Below are 15087 nucleotides of genomic sequence, written 5' to 3'. Positions count from 1 at the left end.
TTATGGATAAGCTCTACCATCAAGAATTATACGCGCTGATTGACATTAATAATTGTTATGTCAGTTGCGAGCGTGTATTTAACCCCAAACTAAATGATAAGCCTGTAGTTGTGCTGAGTAACAACGATGGTTGTGTCATTTCACGCAGTAATGAAGCCAAAGCCTTAAATATTTCCATGGCTGTGCCATGGTACGAAATTGAACGAGAAGCGATTCAAGCGGGCGTACAGGTACTTTCCAGTAACTATCCCCTGTATGCGGATATGTCACGCCGATTTTTTGCCATTTTGGCTGAGCATTTCAATGAGCACGACCTCGAACCGTATTCGATTGACGAATGCTTCATCCGACTTACCAGTTATGAATCGCTTTTTGATCTTGAACAGTACTGTCGTACACTGGTCGACACCATTGCACAATGGATCGGTTTACCTTGTTGTATTGGCATAGGCTATTCTAAGACTCAGGCAAAGCTGGCCAATCATTTTGCAAAAAAAAGAAAAGGCTTTAATCAAGTATGTTATTTACCCAAACTCGACTTGTGCAGTTTCGAAAGCCTGCTTTTAGAGACGCCAGTAGAAGAAGTTTGGGGCATTGGGCGAAAAATAAGTAAAAAATTACAACATTATGCCATTCATAATAGCTTTGACTTAACTTTTGCCAATGAGCACTACCTCTGCAAAGAGTTTTCCGTGCTGATCGCACGCACAATTCGTGAGCTAAAAGGTCAATCCTGCATTGCGTTAGATGACCCCAAATTACCCGCTAAAAATATTCTTTCTTCACGAAGTTTTGCAAAAGCCCTGTCACAAAAAGAGATCATCAAACAAGCGGTCATTTTTCACATAAATCGTGCACATAAGCGCCTAACTGAACAACAACAACTTTGCGCCTGCATTCATGTTTCATTGTATGAGAAAATCCCACAATCACCGTATAAAAAAAGCCATTCTCACGCCATTGGTCTGGAATATGCTACGGATGACATCCTGATTCTCAACAAGGCTGCGCTACAGCAAATTGATGTTTTATTTAAAGAAAATAATAAGTATGTAAAAGTTGCCTTAATGTTTTCAGCCTTGCATCCTAAAAGTCAGCATATCGATGATCTATGGCAACCTTTAGCGTTGATTCAACAACGTGAAACTTTAATGAAGACTTTATACAAAATGAAACAGCGCTACGGTTCCGATTGCGTACAAATTGGTTATCATTCCAGCAGTACAAGTTGGAAGATGAAGCAACTGCATCGTTCGCCACGCTACACCACTTGTTGGAATGAAATGTTGACGGTTGATGATTCTGTATTCAGTCAAATCTCTTACAAATGAACTGTTTTGGTCAATTCAAGCCCTAAAAGAAAAAAGCGAACGAACCATAAATTTTGTCATTTTTTAACATTGCCAATTGTCAGCAAAGTTCTCAATATATGACCCAAGTTCTGGCACAAGATTTCTACGACAATTCAAAGAAAAAAACAAAAGACTTGTAGGAAATTATGCCATAATAAGCAAACTTTGCTGTGATCTTGCAAAGTATTATTGCAAACTTAAAAATTGGAGCACGCTGAATGAGTTCGACCATTTTGGTCATTCATGGACCGAATTTAAATTTACTAGGAAAGCGAGAACCTGAAGTATACGGCTACCTCACCCTAGAGGATATCAATCAGCAGCTCATCTCTCAAGCGCAAAAAGCATCAACCTCTCTTGAAACTTTTCAAAGTAACTGGGAAGGTGCAATTGTCGACAGAATTCATCAAGCACAACAAGACGGCGTTCAATTTATTATTATTAATCCTGCTGCACTCACGCATACCTCAGTAGCAGTGCGGGATGCCCTTCTTGGCGTAGCAATACCTTTTATTGAAGTGCATTTGTCGAATGTTCATGCCCGTGAAGCATTTAGACATCACTCTTATCTTTCCGATAAAGCCGTAGGCGTAATTTGCGGTTTGGGTGCTAAAGGCTATGCCGCTGCACTCGATTACGCCCTCGAAAAAATTCAACCATCTAAGTAATCATAATCAGGAATACTGTCTCATGGATATTCGTAAAATCAAGAAACTCATCGATTTGATGATTGAATCTGACTTACAAGCGATCGAAGTTAAAGAAGGTGATCAATCGATTGCATTGACTCGTCGCAGTCCAGTCGTTGCTGCAGGAATTGCGGCAATGCCAGCTCCATCAGCAGAAATTCCATCTGCACCAAAATCGTCTCCACGTGGTGCTGTTGAAACTTCACCAATGGTTGGTGTGTTCTATGCTGCTCCAAGCCCAGGCGAAGCACCATTTATTAAAGTAGGTCAAACTGTAACTGCTGGTGAAACACTAGGTATCATCGAAGCAATGAAAATCATGAACCCAATTGAGGCGACTCAAAGCGGCGTGATTGAAGAAATTCTTGTGAAAAACGGTGAAGTGATCCAATTCGGTCAACCTTTATTCCGCTATCGCGCATAACACCACGGGGACTCACAATGTTGCAAAAAGTTCTAATTGCAAACCGGGGTGAAATCGCTTTACGTATCACCCGTGCTTGCAAAACTTTAGGAATCAAAACGGTTGGTATCTATTCTGATGCCGACAAAGACCTAATGCATTTACGTTTTTGTGATGAAGCGGTCTGCATTGGCCCAGGAGCGAGTAGCGAGAGCTATTTAAATATTCCTGCAATTATTACTGCTGCAGAAATTACAGGTGCAGATGCCATCCATCCAGGTTATGGCTTCTTATCTGAAAATGCTGAGTTTGCTGAAATTGTAGAAACCTCTGGTTTTATCTTTATTGGTCCACGCCCTGAACATATTCGCCTGATGGGGAATAAAGTTTCTGCGATTACAGCGATGCGTAAAGCTGGCGTACCAACAGTACCAGGTTCTGCAAATGCAGTAACACCACAAAATGCCCTCGCTGAAGCGAAAGAAATCGGTTTCCCACTGATTGTAAAAGCTGCTTCTGGTGGTGGTGGTCGTGGTATGCGTATTGTAGAACGTGTTGATACTTTGCTTGAATCAGTTCAAGCAGCTCAACGTGATGCAGAAATGTGGTTCGGTGATGACACCGTCTACATGGAACGCTTCCTACAAAAGCCTCGTCACGTCGAAATCCAAGTACTTGGTGATGGTAATGGTCATGCAATTCACTTATTTGACCGTGACTGTTCTTTACAACGTCGTCACCAGAAAGTACTCGAAGAAGCTCCTGCTCCTAACTTGCCAGAACAGGCTCGTGCAGACATTTTAGAAGCATGTGTAAATGCTTGTAAATTAATGCAGTATCGTGGTGCGGGTACTTTTGAGTTCTTATTTGAAGATGGTGAATTCTTCTTTATTGAGATGAATACCCGTGTTCAGGTTGAACACCCGGTCACTGAAATGGTAACTGGTGTTGACATTATTGAGCAGCAATTACGTATTGCCGCAGGTCTTGGACTTGAAATTGCTCAGGAAGATGTAGAGTGTAAAGGCCATGCGATGGAATGTCGTATTAATGCCGAAGACCCATCTACCTTCATGCCATCTCCAGGTAAGATTGAGCATTTCTATGCCCCAGGTGGTGCAGGTATTCGCTTAGACTCGCATATTTATCAAGGCTACAGCATTCCTCCTTACTATGACTCAATGATTGCGAAACTCATTGCACATGGTAAAGACCGTGAAACCTGTATTGCCCGTATGCGCCAAGCTTTAGATGAAATGATTTTGACAGGAATTAAAACCAACATTCCTTTACATAAAGATTTAATTCTAAAAGATAAAAACTTCTGCAAACATGCTATGGATATTCACTATCTAGAAAAGCACTTGTTGAAGCAGCTTGAAGGTCAAGCAGAGAAAGAAGCTTCTTAATAAAAGCTTCGTGATCTATGCAAAAAGCCAGTCAAATGACTGGCTTTTTTTTTTATCTAATCTGGAAATCTGAAACTTAACTAATCACATTAAAGATTAAGGCAAGACTCTACGCAAAGTTGCAAAGCACTTACCTGCTTTATCGTTATTGCAGAAATTAATCGTGGTAGGATTTTTCCACTGCACAAAATACTGAGAAATTTCGCCAGACTGATCTTGCTGATAACCTGAACAATCTTTTTCGTTATTGTCGTACTTTACTTGCAACATCAAAACAGGTAATTGAGCAGTCGCGTCTTTAGATGCTTGATAGTCATAGACTCCCGTAGACCATTCCTGACCACTTTTAATAAACACATCGTTATTACTTTTAAAATTATAGTATTCGATACATTTTTTATTATTTGGAATTTCCATGCCCCATAAACCTACAATTTCAGGTCGCGTCATAATACGAATCGTATTTGCAGTGCGATCTGCCGCATCTTGAGCATTTTGTGTTGCAGTAGAACTTTCATTCGCCATGCTCATTGTCGAACATAACATTAAGAACACTGTAAGATATGCTTTTTTCATATAATTAATCAGCCATTGCACTACTGCAATTAAGTTACCATATTTTTATGCAAAACCATCACTTATAACCATTTCACAACAATCTATTTGTTTAAAAATTTGTACTTCTATCATCTTTTGATAGCGATTTATTATACACATTCTATAATATATCCTCAGTCTGCTTTGAGTGCCAAAAGCAGCATAAAAATCTTTAATTTTCTCTACTTATAGAGAAGCATTATCTTGATTAGGGATGATCATTTGCAAGCGCAAATCAAACGGTTTTTTAATTCTTCACTGACGCAGCAATCCTACGCATTTTCGATCATTGCGATGGTGGTTTTTACGTGCTGCCTAATTGGCATTTTTACTCGTCCTCTAACATTTTTAGCAATTCTTTGGCCGGCTAATCCAGTTTTACTGGGCCTGTTTTTACGATTCCCTAAACTGAATAATCTAGGAGGTTGGTGCGGTGCTATTACGGCATATATTCTTGCCGATTTGCTTACCGGGAATTCCCCCGAAATCACGATTTACCTGACCCTTTCAAATTTAATCAGCGTGTCTATCCCCCTAATGCTGCTTTCACTCTTTAAAGTGAATATCCGCAACTACAATCACGGTTTTAGTTTTCTATACCTATTTGCGATGTGTGCCTTAGGGGGCTGCTTACTGAGTGCTACTTTCGCGGTTCAAACCATTACTCAAGTACCGAACAGTTTTATGCCTCCCGAACGATTCTGGACTGAATTTGGCATGTGGTGGACTGGAGAGATTGTCAACTTTATTACATTTTTACCACTCATTCTAACCTTTCCCAAAAAAGCAGATCGTCAACAATGGTTGTTTGAATTATTCACCCGACCTCTAAAAACCAATGATGTGCTGCCTTTTATTGCAATTGTCATTTCAGTGGCATTTACCCATATTTTCTTTGGACCTGGAGCACTGCTTTATCCTTTAGCGGCACTGATTTGGGCGGCACTCAGCTATCGCTTATTTAGCGTTGCTTTAATTAACAGCATTGTCTGTCTGGTAACTTACCATAGCCTGACCTATTTTTACTTATCCTCCTCTTCAGATGCGTATTTGGCTACAACAATCTCCATACGTATTGGCTTATGTATGCTGGGCATTGCCCCGCTGATTTTATGTGTGATAAGTCAAAATCGGCAAAAGCTGTTTCATCAGGTATTGCATTATGCCAATCATGATAGCTTGACCAATACATTGAATCGACGTTATTTTCTAGAACAAAGCCAATTACTTATTGAGCAACCCGAACATAGATCGGTCTCTATTTTAATGATTGACTTGGATCATTTTAAGCAGATGAATGATCGCTATGGACATCATGTTGGAGATTTGGTGCTACAACAATTTGCCAGAATCGTGAGATGCAAAATAGGTCCAAATGATTTATTTTCACGTGTCGGTGGAGAGGAATTTACTGTTTTTAGTTTAAATAACTCACTGACTGAAACCATACAACTTGCAGAGCGCATTCATCATGCAATTGAAACTGCGGTGTTAAATATAGAAGATCATCTTAAAATTCAGATTACTGTCAGCATCGGCATCGCACATCAAGCCTTACCGTTAAGCGCAACATTACAACAACTGATTGTTCAAGCCGATCAAGCCCTTTATAGTGCTAAAGCGCAAGGCAGGAATCAAATTATTATTTCAACTTAAGAAACACCCCACTCGCTTTATCAAAGGACAAAAACAATAATGAAATATTCTGAATATGCACAATATGATGGTTTAGGACTTGCTCAACTTGTCTCGAAAAAAAAAGTCCACCCGCATGAGTTGCTTTTAACTGCAATGCTAAGAGCTGCCGAAGTCAACCCAAGACTTAATGCCATCACAATTCCTATGCATGAATATGCACAACAACGTTCTCAACAAGTACTGCAAGGCGCTTTCGCTGGCGTACCTTTTTTGGTAAAAGATCTATTTCAGGAATTCAAAGGGTATCCTAGCACTTTTGGCAGCAAGGCCTATAAAAGAGCAAATTATATTGCACAGTCCAATTCAGAAATCGTCGACCGCTGGGAAAATGCAGGCATTGTCACTTTTGGCAGAACCAATACCCCAGAGTTTGGAATTAAAGGCGTGACTGAACCTGAAGCATGGGGAACTTGTCGTAACCCATGGAATTTGAAACACAATAGCGGTGGCTCTTCGGGTGGTTCAGCCTCTGCTGTAGCAGCAGGGATTGTACCAATTGCAGGTGCAGGAGATGGCGGTGGTTCCATTCGCATTCCAGCTTCCTATTGTGGTTTATTTGGTCTAAAACCTAGCCGTGGACGAACCCCATGGGGACCACATTTGAGTGAAGCAATGCATGGTGCTGCCATGCAGCATGTTCTGAGCAAATCTGTTCGAGATAGTGCTGCGATGCTAGATGCCACACATGGTCCAGAACGCCATTCATTATTCACCATCGAAGCCCCGCAAAGCAGCTATCTAGAGATGATTCAACATCCGCCTAAAGCTATGAAAATAGCGTACAGTACTAAATCGCCTATCGGAACCAAAGTATCTGCCGAAGCGGAAGCTGCTATTCTGCACACAGCTAAACTTTTAGAATCTTTAGGACATACTGTGGTTGAGGCTCAGCCGAACATTGACGGTATGGCTTTGGCTAAAGATTTTATTACGACATGGTTTAGCCAGTTCGCGCATACCCTGCAAGAAACTCGCCTGAAGCTTAATGCCCAAGATCAAGATTTTGAACTTGATTCCCTTGCCTTATCGGCTTTTGGTGAGAAAACCTCAGCACTACAATATATTCATAATTTAAATAATTGGGGTATCTATGCAAGCCAAATGAATCAATTCTTTGAGCAGTATGATCTCTATTTAATACCTGCGACCGCCTCTACAGCCCCCCAAAATGGTGAAGTAAAAACACCTACATGGCAAAAACAACTGCTTAAAAGTCTACTGAAAATTGGGCAAGCGCATCGACTGGCTGAAGGAAAACTGATTGAAAAAGTCATCCAAGAAAATCTGCAATGGGTGCCTTTTACCCAGTTAGCCAACATCACAGGGCTGCCTGCAATGTCTGTTCCGCTTTACTGGAGTAAAAACAATCTACCTTTAGGTTCACAATTTGTTGCACCATTCGCTAGAGAGGATCGTTTATTACAACTTGCACAGCAATTGGAAAATGCACAACCATGGATGAGCAAATACAGCGAAATTAAACTTTAACTAACGATTGCTAAGATCGACTTTCTGTACTTTGTTGGGAATTCCTGCAACAAAGAGTAAGCCAAGAAATGCAGAAAGTCCTGCAATAATAAAAATATGCTGCCCTGTAAGTGTCGTCCAATATTTTCCAGCCAGTAAGCTGCCTAATGCTACACCCAGTCCCCACATGGTACTGTAAATCGCTTGACCACGCCCTTGCTGCCCTACTAGAAAGTTTTCAAAAATAATCCGCATGGCCAACATATGAAATAACCCAAAACTCAGCGCGTGGGTCATCTGTGCAAAAAATTGGATTAAAAAATTGCTAGGAAAAATACCCACTATCATCCAACGCAGCCCTGTAAATACAAGACAAATGCTAATCAACCAACGCCATGAATAACGTTGCAAAAATCGATTCGCAAACGCGAACATAATGATTTCGGCAATGACCCCCACGGACCACAAAAAACCAATTTCTGTGGTGCTATAGCCTGCTTGCTGTAAATAATTGCTATAAAAACTATAAAATGGCGCATGTGAAAACAACATAATAAATTCAATGACGAAAAATGTTGCCACAACCGGTCTACTTAATACTGGCCACAATGGATCAAGATTTTTTTGTGATTTTGGTGCTGCTGAAGGTTCTTGAATAGAGAAAGACCAAAGAAATGCTAAAAATGAGATCGCAAGTAACATTACAGGCAACATCGAAATTGGGATGATTTCTAATACTGCGCCAATACAAAATACCCCAACAATAAAGCCTATAGAGCCCCATTTTCGGACTTTGCCGTAGAGTTCAGTCCTTTGCTCGCCCAACCAAAATAGTGTTACCCCTTCAAATTGAGCCAAAATTGCATTTTGAAAAAAACTGAAGATCAGCATCAAAAAAGCAATCGATTGGAAACTGTTCGGGATAATAAAAATTAAAAACCAAATACACGCTTCCATCCATGTTGCGATTCTCACCAACAACATGCGCTTACCCGACTTATCAGCAATCCATCCCCATATAAATGGGGCAAAAAAACGCGTTATAATCGCAATCGAGGATAAAATGCCAATTTCTTGATAATTGAAACCTTGATCTTCGAGATACAAGCTCCAATACGGCATGAATGTCCCAACAATACAATAATAGAAAAAGTAGAAACCACCGAGTTTAGTTGTCATTGGAAGGGTTAGCATCAGGTGGTTTTCTCTAGCATTTACAATAACTTAAAATTTTTAAAAGTTGTATCCGTGTGTACCTGAAATACTCAATTAGGAGTTAAACGGTATACAAAATAGTATACAAATCTTGTTTAAGAAAATTATTTCAAAATTTGTATACTGTGAAAATATGGCATATTTTATCACTTTAGATGTGGGTCTCCATAGAGGAGATGGGAAAAATGAAAAAATGGCTCTGCTTCTACATCAAACACACGATCAAAAATGGTGAACCATTCTATAAAGAGACAGGCTGGTCGTTGGGTTTGAACAAAAATCATGCGGTTATGAGCTGAGAGCGAAGCTGATGATTGGCCATGTGATGCCTGCCGAGCAAGGCGCGTACAATTACTATGAGCATATTCCGCAGCAAACTGAAGCTTATGCCAAGTGGATAGAAAAATTAAAATCACTTACAACATAATTATTCAATTTCAGAATCAGATAGGTCTTTGGAAATATTAAGGTCAATTTTAAAATTTTCATGCAAACCCTCCTTGGACCAATCACCGTATATTAAAGCCTGCACATTGATACCCGAGTCTTTGGATAGATTATTTAATTTTAATAATTTAGTAAATTTAACTGCATCTTCTTCAGAAAGATAGCCTAGCCTCAAGTCATTCACTAGAACCATTACTCGGCATTTATCATCTTTATTACTAAAATCTCTTACTAAAAATGCTGTAACTTCTTTTTCTACAGAATCACCTAGCTTAGGACCAATTATTTCAATAAAAGCCCCTTGATAGGGTTCACCATTCAAGATTTCATGCTGGAATTTGTTTTTTTTAATATGCTTGAATTTGCCTGATAACTTGAAGTTTTCGCTTGAGTTAACCATCACAAAAAAAGTAATGGCTATGATGAACAAAAAAAAGAGTAATAACCACATTGTCTGCTCTTTGCATGAAATTGTGGGTTGATCTCAATTTTATCACTAAAAATACAATAAAAGAGACTCTACGGAATATCTAGTGTAATTCAATAATTCATAGATACTCCGTAAAATGGAATAAGTAGTAGAGTTTAGAACAGTCTCAATCGCTCATTTGAGCTTAGATTCCATTTCAAACGAGCTATGTGTGTCTAAAATTTTGGTGGCTATTCACACAATCCATTAGGGTGAGCCATTCTCCAAATAGATTGCTTAGTCATTCGGCTTAAGAATAATTATATTGTTTTGTGCCGAGTACAAAGTTAAAGCGCTACAGAATATCCAGTGGCATAAAATAATACATAGATATTCCGTAGCCCCCTAATTAGAAACTATAATTTTTATCATTGCCTAGTTTCGAAAATTGAGCTTCCATATCGTTAAATGCATCAGTAAAGCCATCCAATGAAACTTTATTCTCTATAACTTGTTTTTTATTATTCTGGAAACGTGTAAAAGCAAAATTTCCCCGTTTAAATTGTTTAATCAGTTCAGAACCATTTCTAAATAATCCTTCACGCTCTTTGAGAATTTCTTGCTGATCAACATGAATAAAAGCGAGATTGTCTTTTAAATGCTTTTCACCAATATTTACGATATATTGTTGATTAACACGCAAAACAGAAATAGGACCTTTACTCATCACACAGGCTTTAATGTCTTCAAATACTTTATATTGACATTTTATTTTCCAGCTAGCGCGTCCAAGCAATTTATTCTCTAATAAGTCGATTTCCTCATTATTGTTCGATTTGCTGCTAACTTTTAAAATTAAACTAGAAATTTTATCTTCAGCATAGGTAGTATTTACACTGCTGGACATTAGGATAAAGAAAAATAAAAAAAGTTTTTTATGCATAATATAATCCCCAATATTCTAAAAAAGCTATAATAAGCAGCATTTTTTTGATATCTATTGCCTAATGTGTCATTTTTATGAAATAAGGATGTTTTTTTATAAATTAATTCATAAAATGTATACCAATACACACTTTCGCTCTAGTTGCCTTCAGTTGGTACAGGCCTTATTTGTACAAAAATTTAAAATTTGTCTATACAAGAAAGTGGCAGAGTATCCGAATTACCCTGATGATCTGTGGATGCAAGATGATGTTTTATGACAAAATTCATTCATACTGCTATCCGCAGCAATAGAAAAATGAAACATCATAAGTAGTGATGAGAATATAAGAAGTGGTTTTTAGTCAATCTCATGCTTTTCTCTTTATATATTTTTCAGATTTATTCAAGAAATAAAATTGTTTTCTATATTAGACAAAACATAAAATACGGGAAAATTATTCTAAATATTTAAGATGCTAACAATCAGCCAAATACCGAGTGATGAAGATTTAAGCTATAAAAATGAGCCAGCCAATCGATATTATTCTTCGTCATTATATGCATAAATTATCAATGACCTGAACTTCGTCAAAACAATCAAACTATGTGTTTTTTAATTTATACTAAAAAATAACCACCCGAAGGTGGTTGATGAAATCAAGCCAATTAACAACATTCCTGTTCTAAGCAGATCTCTTCCAAAAACTTATTTTGATCAGCCAAGTTTTTAAATTTCAATCGCTTAACACTACCAACATTAAAATGAATCACAATGGAAAAAGGCGGTTCATTTTTAATTTCCATATATTGAATTAAATCCGTATTGACGATTACGTCATTGACCCTAACTAGCATCCAAGCACCACAAACATCTGTTAAGCCAACTATATTAGTAGGCTATGTCATGAAAATCTATGCTTGAAATCAAAATATAATAGACGCGGGATTCATATCATTCTTTCTGCACTAGGATCTCGATATTGAAATCAATCCTTATCATTCATGATAGTTACACTTGGTGTCATTAGCACAACTTTAAACTTAATTTACCCTATAGAACTTGAAATTGTCTTTCTTAAAATCATAAGTAGATAAATTATTTAAGTAAACTTCATAAAAAAAACCTGCAACTTGGGGAAGATGCAGGCTGGTAACTAGAGGACTAGTTAAAATGGAGAATATTTAATGTTGATTATTCTACTATGATTTATTATCAAAGAAATTGTCATTATGTAACTTTTTTGTAAAGTAAAGCACAATAAAAATTAGCATAAGGTCGAAAAATTATTCAGAATATTCGATCCACATTTTTACTATATCTTTAGCTCAAACACATAATATAATATTAAGCTAAATCAATTTTTTAATAAAAAAGTCAATTCAAAATCATCATGGGTAATTTTAACTTTTACATCACGATAACTCCGTTTATCTGGATCTAGAGATGAATTTAAGATGTCTTCTGAAAATTTTAAATCTTCCATAAATTTTGCATAAAGTTCGTAACCTATGCGTATTTTCTTAATTTTTTTACCTTTTGCCTCATATTTATCTAGGGTCTGATCTAGGAATTCTAGAGTTAAATCAGTCACAAGCACGATCCTTTTTATTGTTGAATAAATATTTTATAGTATTACCCGATTTTACAGCATTATCAGTCTTTAAGTGCAGTCTACTTACCTTACTCATTCAATTAATAATCACCATTTTCGCTTATCTCTACTAAATAATATACTTTTTAATACATTGTCTTTTAGATAAAAATGATGGATTAAAGCGGCGCCTGTATGTAATCCTACTAATGAAATAAAAAGATTTCCTAGAAATTGATGTACCGTCCCAAAAAACTCATTTTGTGACACTGAAAAAAATAGCATTAAATTCAAACCCAATAATCGAAAGTGATCCGTGAGACTTGATAAAGCTAACCAACCCAATAGCGGTACAGCAAATAGAGAAACATACAAAAGCAATCGTACAATTTTAAATAATATTTCTTGTGTTCTGTTGATGATTACATTCTGTGGCAGCTGACCACGATAGTGAAATAAAAATAGTATTCTTATCAGAAAAAGAATAAATACACTCATACCAGTGATCACATGAATCTGACCTTGAAGTCCTGTTTTTAAGGGATTACCACTGCTTAAGTAAGCTGCTACAACAAACAATAAAGTTAACCAATGCACAACAATCATTGGTTTAGGATAATGATTCACCATCCTTACCCCCTACTACGTTTAATTTATTTATTATCAGTAAATAGCATACAGTTCATCAGTCATCTTTGTAAATTAAATATCAAATTGCAATCTTTTCTCAACTGCTCATCTAAACCTTTAACATACCTCACAAAAAATATTTTTAACTTAAATTTCAAGCTATTACATAATTATTTAAGCAACCCCACATCTCGTACAAAAACAATCAATTAAAAAATATACAACAGTCATAAATCATTTTATCTTATAAAAAAAGCCCTAAGTTCATAACCATGCACCAGAAAAAAAGATTAATTCTTTTTTTTGATGGCACTTGGGATGATGCCATCGAAAATACTAATGTCTATCGACTATCGAGTTTACTTCATGACTACGATGGCGATATCCATCAACGATTTTTTTATAACCCAGGCGTTGGCACCAGACCATTTGAGAAAATCGTAGGTGGAATCACGGGTATAGGTTTATCCAAAAATTTAATTGATGGTTATGAATGGCTTATCAAAAGATACTGCGAAGAGGACGAAATCTGGATATTTGGATTTAGTCGTGGCGCCTACACCGCTAGAAGTTTAGCTGGATTAATCCGAAAATGTGGACTCTTACATACATCAACCAAACGTCTTTTAAGAGAAGCAGAGAAATTATATCGGGATAAAAGTATTGGCCCTGATGATGCTTTAGCCAAAACTTTTAGACGTAAATACAGCCGTGAAGTTGATATTCATTTTTTAGGTGTTTGGGATACTGTTGGGGTACTCGGGATTCCTAGCACCAATCAAACTAACCGCCATAAACTCACTTGGCATGATACTCAACTGTCTAAAATTGTAAAGCGTGCCTATCACGCTATTGCATTAGATGAAAATCGGGAAGTTTATGATGTCACACTCTGGACTTTTCCAAACGGACAGAAAAAACCTGAACAGATTGAAGTTGAGCAACGCTGGTTTATTGGATCGCATGCCAATATTGGTGGTGGCTATGAAGCAGACCCCTTAGCAGATATTACTCTTGAGTGGATGATTAGCAAAGCTAAAGCAGCAGGTCTTAAAGTTTCAGATTTTAAAACTGCCCCAGATGCTTGGAAAAACTTACCGACTGATTCTTATCAAATCTTCTTACATAACATTTATGCTTTGTTAAAAGACTTACTCAACCATGGAGATGGGCGTTTCTATAGAAAATATAATTTGGACTATAAAAATGATTTGGCCGTTAACATCACTATTGATGAGAGTCTCTATAAATTATATTTAGCCGATGAGAGATATAGACCAAGAACTTTAATATGGGTAAATCAACAGCCCCAAGATTATTCAATCTAAATATTTTTCCAAAATACGGCCTAAAGTACTTTAAGGCCACACATATTATTGAATAGCAAATAGTCTAACTACAGTTTGCATGGATAATAGTATGATTCACGGGATCAAGCGTTATGGTCACTCGATCTTCCCTATAATCCATTGTTACTGCTTGCCCACTAGTTACACTTCTCACGACTGTAGCTTGGGAAATCTGTTGAATTTGCTGTTCATTTAGTCCCTTCTGTCCGACCAAGGTTGCAGCTTTTTCAGCTATACATAGAGAATGATTGTCTCGATAATATTCCCACTCTTCTATTTCATCCCCATTGGGTAAATTACAGTATCCAACTTGTCCATTCTTTTCTTTTTTGATAATCAATTTTCCACCTTGAGAAATACAATATTCACTGGCTGGATTAGCAAGTGCAAGCTTTGTTGAAGCAAACTGATTCTCTTTCATAGAATTACAGGCAGTCATGGGTAATATCAATAGTAGAGAAATTAATATTTTATTCATGGCGTTATAACATTGTATTAAATATTAAAAGTAACAAATTAATTTTATATTTGGAATAAAGATTACATAAAAGCATTATATTCAACTTACACACTAAATTAAGCTCTAAATTCCTGTTCAAAATCCTCTATTTTAAGCTCAATACGTCTATGCTGAAGTTTTAGATTAGAGTATCCTCAATATATTGTCCAAGATATTCTTTTATAGGAGTCTCAAATGCTTAAAAAATTCTTTTTGCTGTTTGCAAGTTGCATTGCCTTTGTGCTCATTTTAGGATTAATATTTTCCAATTTCACCAGTTTCAGCCATCATGTTGAATACTGGATTGTATTATTAATCCCTACTTTTGCAGTTCCAATCTTAACAGCGGTGCTCATATATAAAGAACCTATTGCGCTTTAAGTTTAGGTGTTTTCTAAAATATT

General features: G+C 37.0%; 14 protein-coding genes. 7 read left to right on the top strand and 7 right to left on the bottom strand.

Annotation, left to right across the window (positions count from 1 at the left end; all coding sequences use genetic code 11):
• Positions 1-2: 2 nt before the first annotated feature.
• From AC6CHI_RS09550 to accC, 4 genes are all read left to right on the top strand, one after another.
• Positions 3-1331 (top strand): Y-family DNA polymerase, encoded by a 1329-nt coding sequence (locus tag AC6CHI_RS09550; protein ID WP_458891992.1) that lies wholly within the window; start codon positions 3-5, stop codon positions 1329-1331.
• Positions 1332-1570: 239 nt separating this feature from the next.
• Positions 1571-2020 carry a type II 3-dehydroquinate dehydratase gene (gene aroQ, locus AC6CHI_RS09545; RefSeq protein WP_458891991.1) on the top strand — a complete coding sequence of 150 codons (450 nt, stop codon included), beginning with the start codon at positions 1571-1573 and terminating at the stop codon, positions 2018-2020.
• A 22-nt stretch (positions 2021-2042) separates the two neighbouring features.
• Positions 2043-2465: an acetyl-CoA carboxylase biotin carboxyl carrier protein gene (gene accB / locus AC6CHI_RS09540; RefSeq protein ID WP_016167895.1), complete on the top strand. Its 423-nt coding sequence runs from the start codon at positions 2043-2045 to the stop codon at positions 2463-2465.
• Positions 2466-2482: 17 nt separating this feature from the next.
• On the top strand, positions 2483-3853 hold the full coding sequence (gene accC / locus AC6CHI_RS09535; protein WP_458891990.1) for an acetyl-CoA carboxylase biotin carboxylase subunit: 1371 nt from the start codon (positions 2483-2485) through the stop codon (positions 3851-3853).
• Between the two features lie 96 nt (positions 3854-3949).
• Here accC and AC6CHI_RS09530 read toward each other — a convergent pair whose 3' ends face one another.
• Positions 3950-4429, bottom strand: a complete 480-nt coding sequence (locus AC6CHI_RS09530; protein WP_458891989.1) for a hypothetical protein — start codon at positions 4427-4429, stop codon at positions 3950-3952.
• 243 nt (positions 4430-4672) lie between these two features.
• Here AC6CHI_RS09530 and AC6CHI_RS09525 point away from each other — a divergent pair, with 243 nt between their 5' ends.
• A complete protein-coding gene (locus AC6CHI_RS09525) occupies positions 4673-6106 on the top strand; it encodes a sensor domain-containing diguanylate cyclase (protein WP_498120945.1) in 1434 nt (477 codons plus the stop codon).
• Positions 6107-6145: 39 nt separating this feature from the next.
• Positions 6146-7636 (top strand): amidase, encoded by a 1491-nt coding sequence (locus AC6CHI_RS09520; protein ID WP_498120943.1) that lies wholly within the window; start codon positions 6146-6148, stop codon positions 7634-7636.
• Here the strand turns inward: AC6CHI_RS09520 and AC6CHI_RS09515 are convergent, their stop codons facing one another.
• The 5 genes from AC6CHI_RS09515 to AC6CHI_RS09495 form a co-directional block, all read right to left on the bottom strand.
• Positions 7637-8809, bottom strand: a complete 1173-nt coding sequence (locus AC6CHI_RS09515) for an MFS transporter (RefSeq protein ID WP_498120941.1) — start codon at positions 8807-8809, stop codon at positions 7637-7639.
• A gap of 448 nt (positions 8810-9257) precedes the next feature.
• Positions 9258-9728 carry a hypothetical protein gene (locus tag AC6CHI_RS09510; protein WP_498120940.1) on the bottom strand — a complete coding sequence of 157 codons (471 nt, stop codon included), beginning with the start codon at positions 9726-9728 and terminating at the stop codon, positions 9258-9260.
• Positions 9729-10095: 367 nt separating this feature from the next.
• On the bottom strand, positions 10096-10629 hold the full coding sequence (locus AC6CHI_RS09505; RefSeq protein ID WP_498120938.1) for a hypothetical protein: 534 nt from the start codon (positions 10627-10629) through the stop codon (positions 10096-10098).
• 1339 nt (positions 10630-11968) lie between these two features.
• Positions 11969-12205: a hypothetical protein gene (locus AC6CHI_RS09500; protein WP_458891983.1), complete on the bottom strand. Its 237-nt coding sequence runs from the start codon at positions 12203-12205 to the stop codon at positions 11969-11971.
• Positions 12206-12313: 108 nt separating this feature from the next.
• Positions 12314-12835, bottom strand: a complete 522-nt coding sequence (locus tag AC6CHI_RS09495; protein WP_498120936.1) for a cytochrome b — start codon at positions 12833-12835, stop codon at positions 12314-12316.
• 272 nt (positions 12836-13107) lie between these two features.
• Here AC6CHI_RS09495 and AC6CHI_RS09490 point away from each other — a divergent pair, with 272 nt between their 5' ends.
• Positions 13108-14163: a T6SS phospholipase effector Tle1-like catalytic domain-containing protein gene (locus tag AC6CHI_RS09490; RefSeq protein ID WP_498120934.1), complete on the top strand. Its 1056-nt coding sequence runs from the start codon at positions 13108-13110 to the stop codon at positions 14161-14163.
• A gap of 64 nt (positions 14164-14227) precedes the next feature.
• Here AC6CHI_RS09490 and AC6CHI_RS09485 read toward each other — a convergent pair whose 3' ends face one another.
• Positions 14228-14662 (bottom strand): I78 family peptidase inhibitor, encoded by a 435-nt coding sequence (locus AC6CHI_RS09485; protein ID WP_498120932.1) that lies wholly within the window; start codon positions 14660-14662, stop codon positions 14228-14230.
• Positions 14663-15087: the final 425 nt, after the last annotated feature.

The organism is Acinetobacter sp. GQ146 (genome assembly GCF_059758585.1).
Note: the sequence above shows the minus strand (reverse complement) of the source record. Positions and strands in the feature narration are given on the sequence as shown.

Bases quoted from the DNA above. Each gene is read 5' to 3' on its own strand.
- AC6CHI_RS09550 (WP_458891992.1), top strand. From the start codon at position 3: ATGGATAAGCTCTACCATCAAGAATTATACGCGCTGATTGACATTAAT.
- aroQ (WP_458891991.1), top strand. From the start codon at position 1,571: ATGAGTTCGACCATTTTGGTCATTCATGGACCGAATTTAAATTTACTA.
- accB (WP_016167895.1), top strand. From the start codon at position 2,043: ATGGATATTCGTAAAATCAAGAAACTCATCGATTTGATGATTGAATCT.
- accC (WP_458891990.1), top strand. From the start codon at position 2,483: ATGTTGCAAAAAGTTCTAATTGCAAACCGGGGTGAAATCGCTTTACGT.
- AC6CHI_RS09530 (WP_458891989.1), bottom strand. From the start codon at position 4,429: ATGAAAAAAGCATATCTTACAGTGTTCTTAATGTTATGTTCGACAATG.
- AC6CHI_RS09520 (WP_498120943.1), top strand. From the start codon at position 6,146: ATGAAATATTCTGAATATGCACAATATGATGGTTTAGGACTTGCTCAA.
- AC6CHI_RS09515 (WP_498120941.1), bottom strand. From the start codon at position 8,809: ATGCTAACCCTTCCAATGACAACTAAACTCGGTGGTTTCTACTTTTTC.
- AC6CHI_RS09510 (WP_498120940.1), bottom strand. From the start codon at position 9,728: ATGTGGTTATTACTCTTTTTTTTGTTCATCATAGCCATTACTTTTTTT.
- AC6CHI_RS09505 (WP_498120938.1), bottom strand. From the start codon at position 10,629: ATGCATAAAAAACTTTTTTTATTTTTCTTTATCCTAATGTCCAGCAGT.
- AC6CHI_RS09495 (WP_498120936.1), bottom strand. From the start codon at position 12,835: ATGGTGAATCATTATCCTAAACCAATGATTGTTGTGCATTGGTTAACT.
- AC6CHI_RS09490 (WP_498120934.1), top strand. From the start codon at position 13,108: ATGCACCAGAAAAAAAGATTAATTCTTTTTTTTGATGGCACTTGGGAT.
- AC6CHI_RS09485 (WP_498120932.1), bottom strand. From the start codon at position 14,662: ATGAATAAAATATTAATTTCTCTACTATTGATATTACCCATGACTGCC.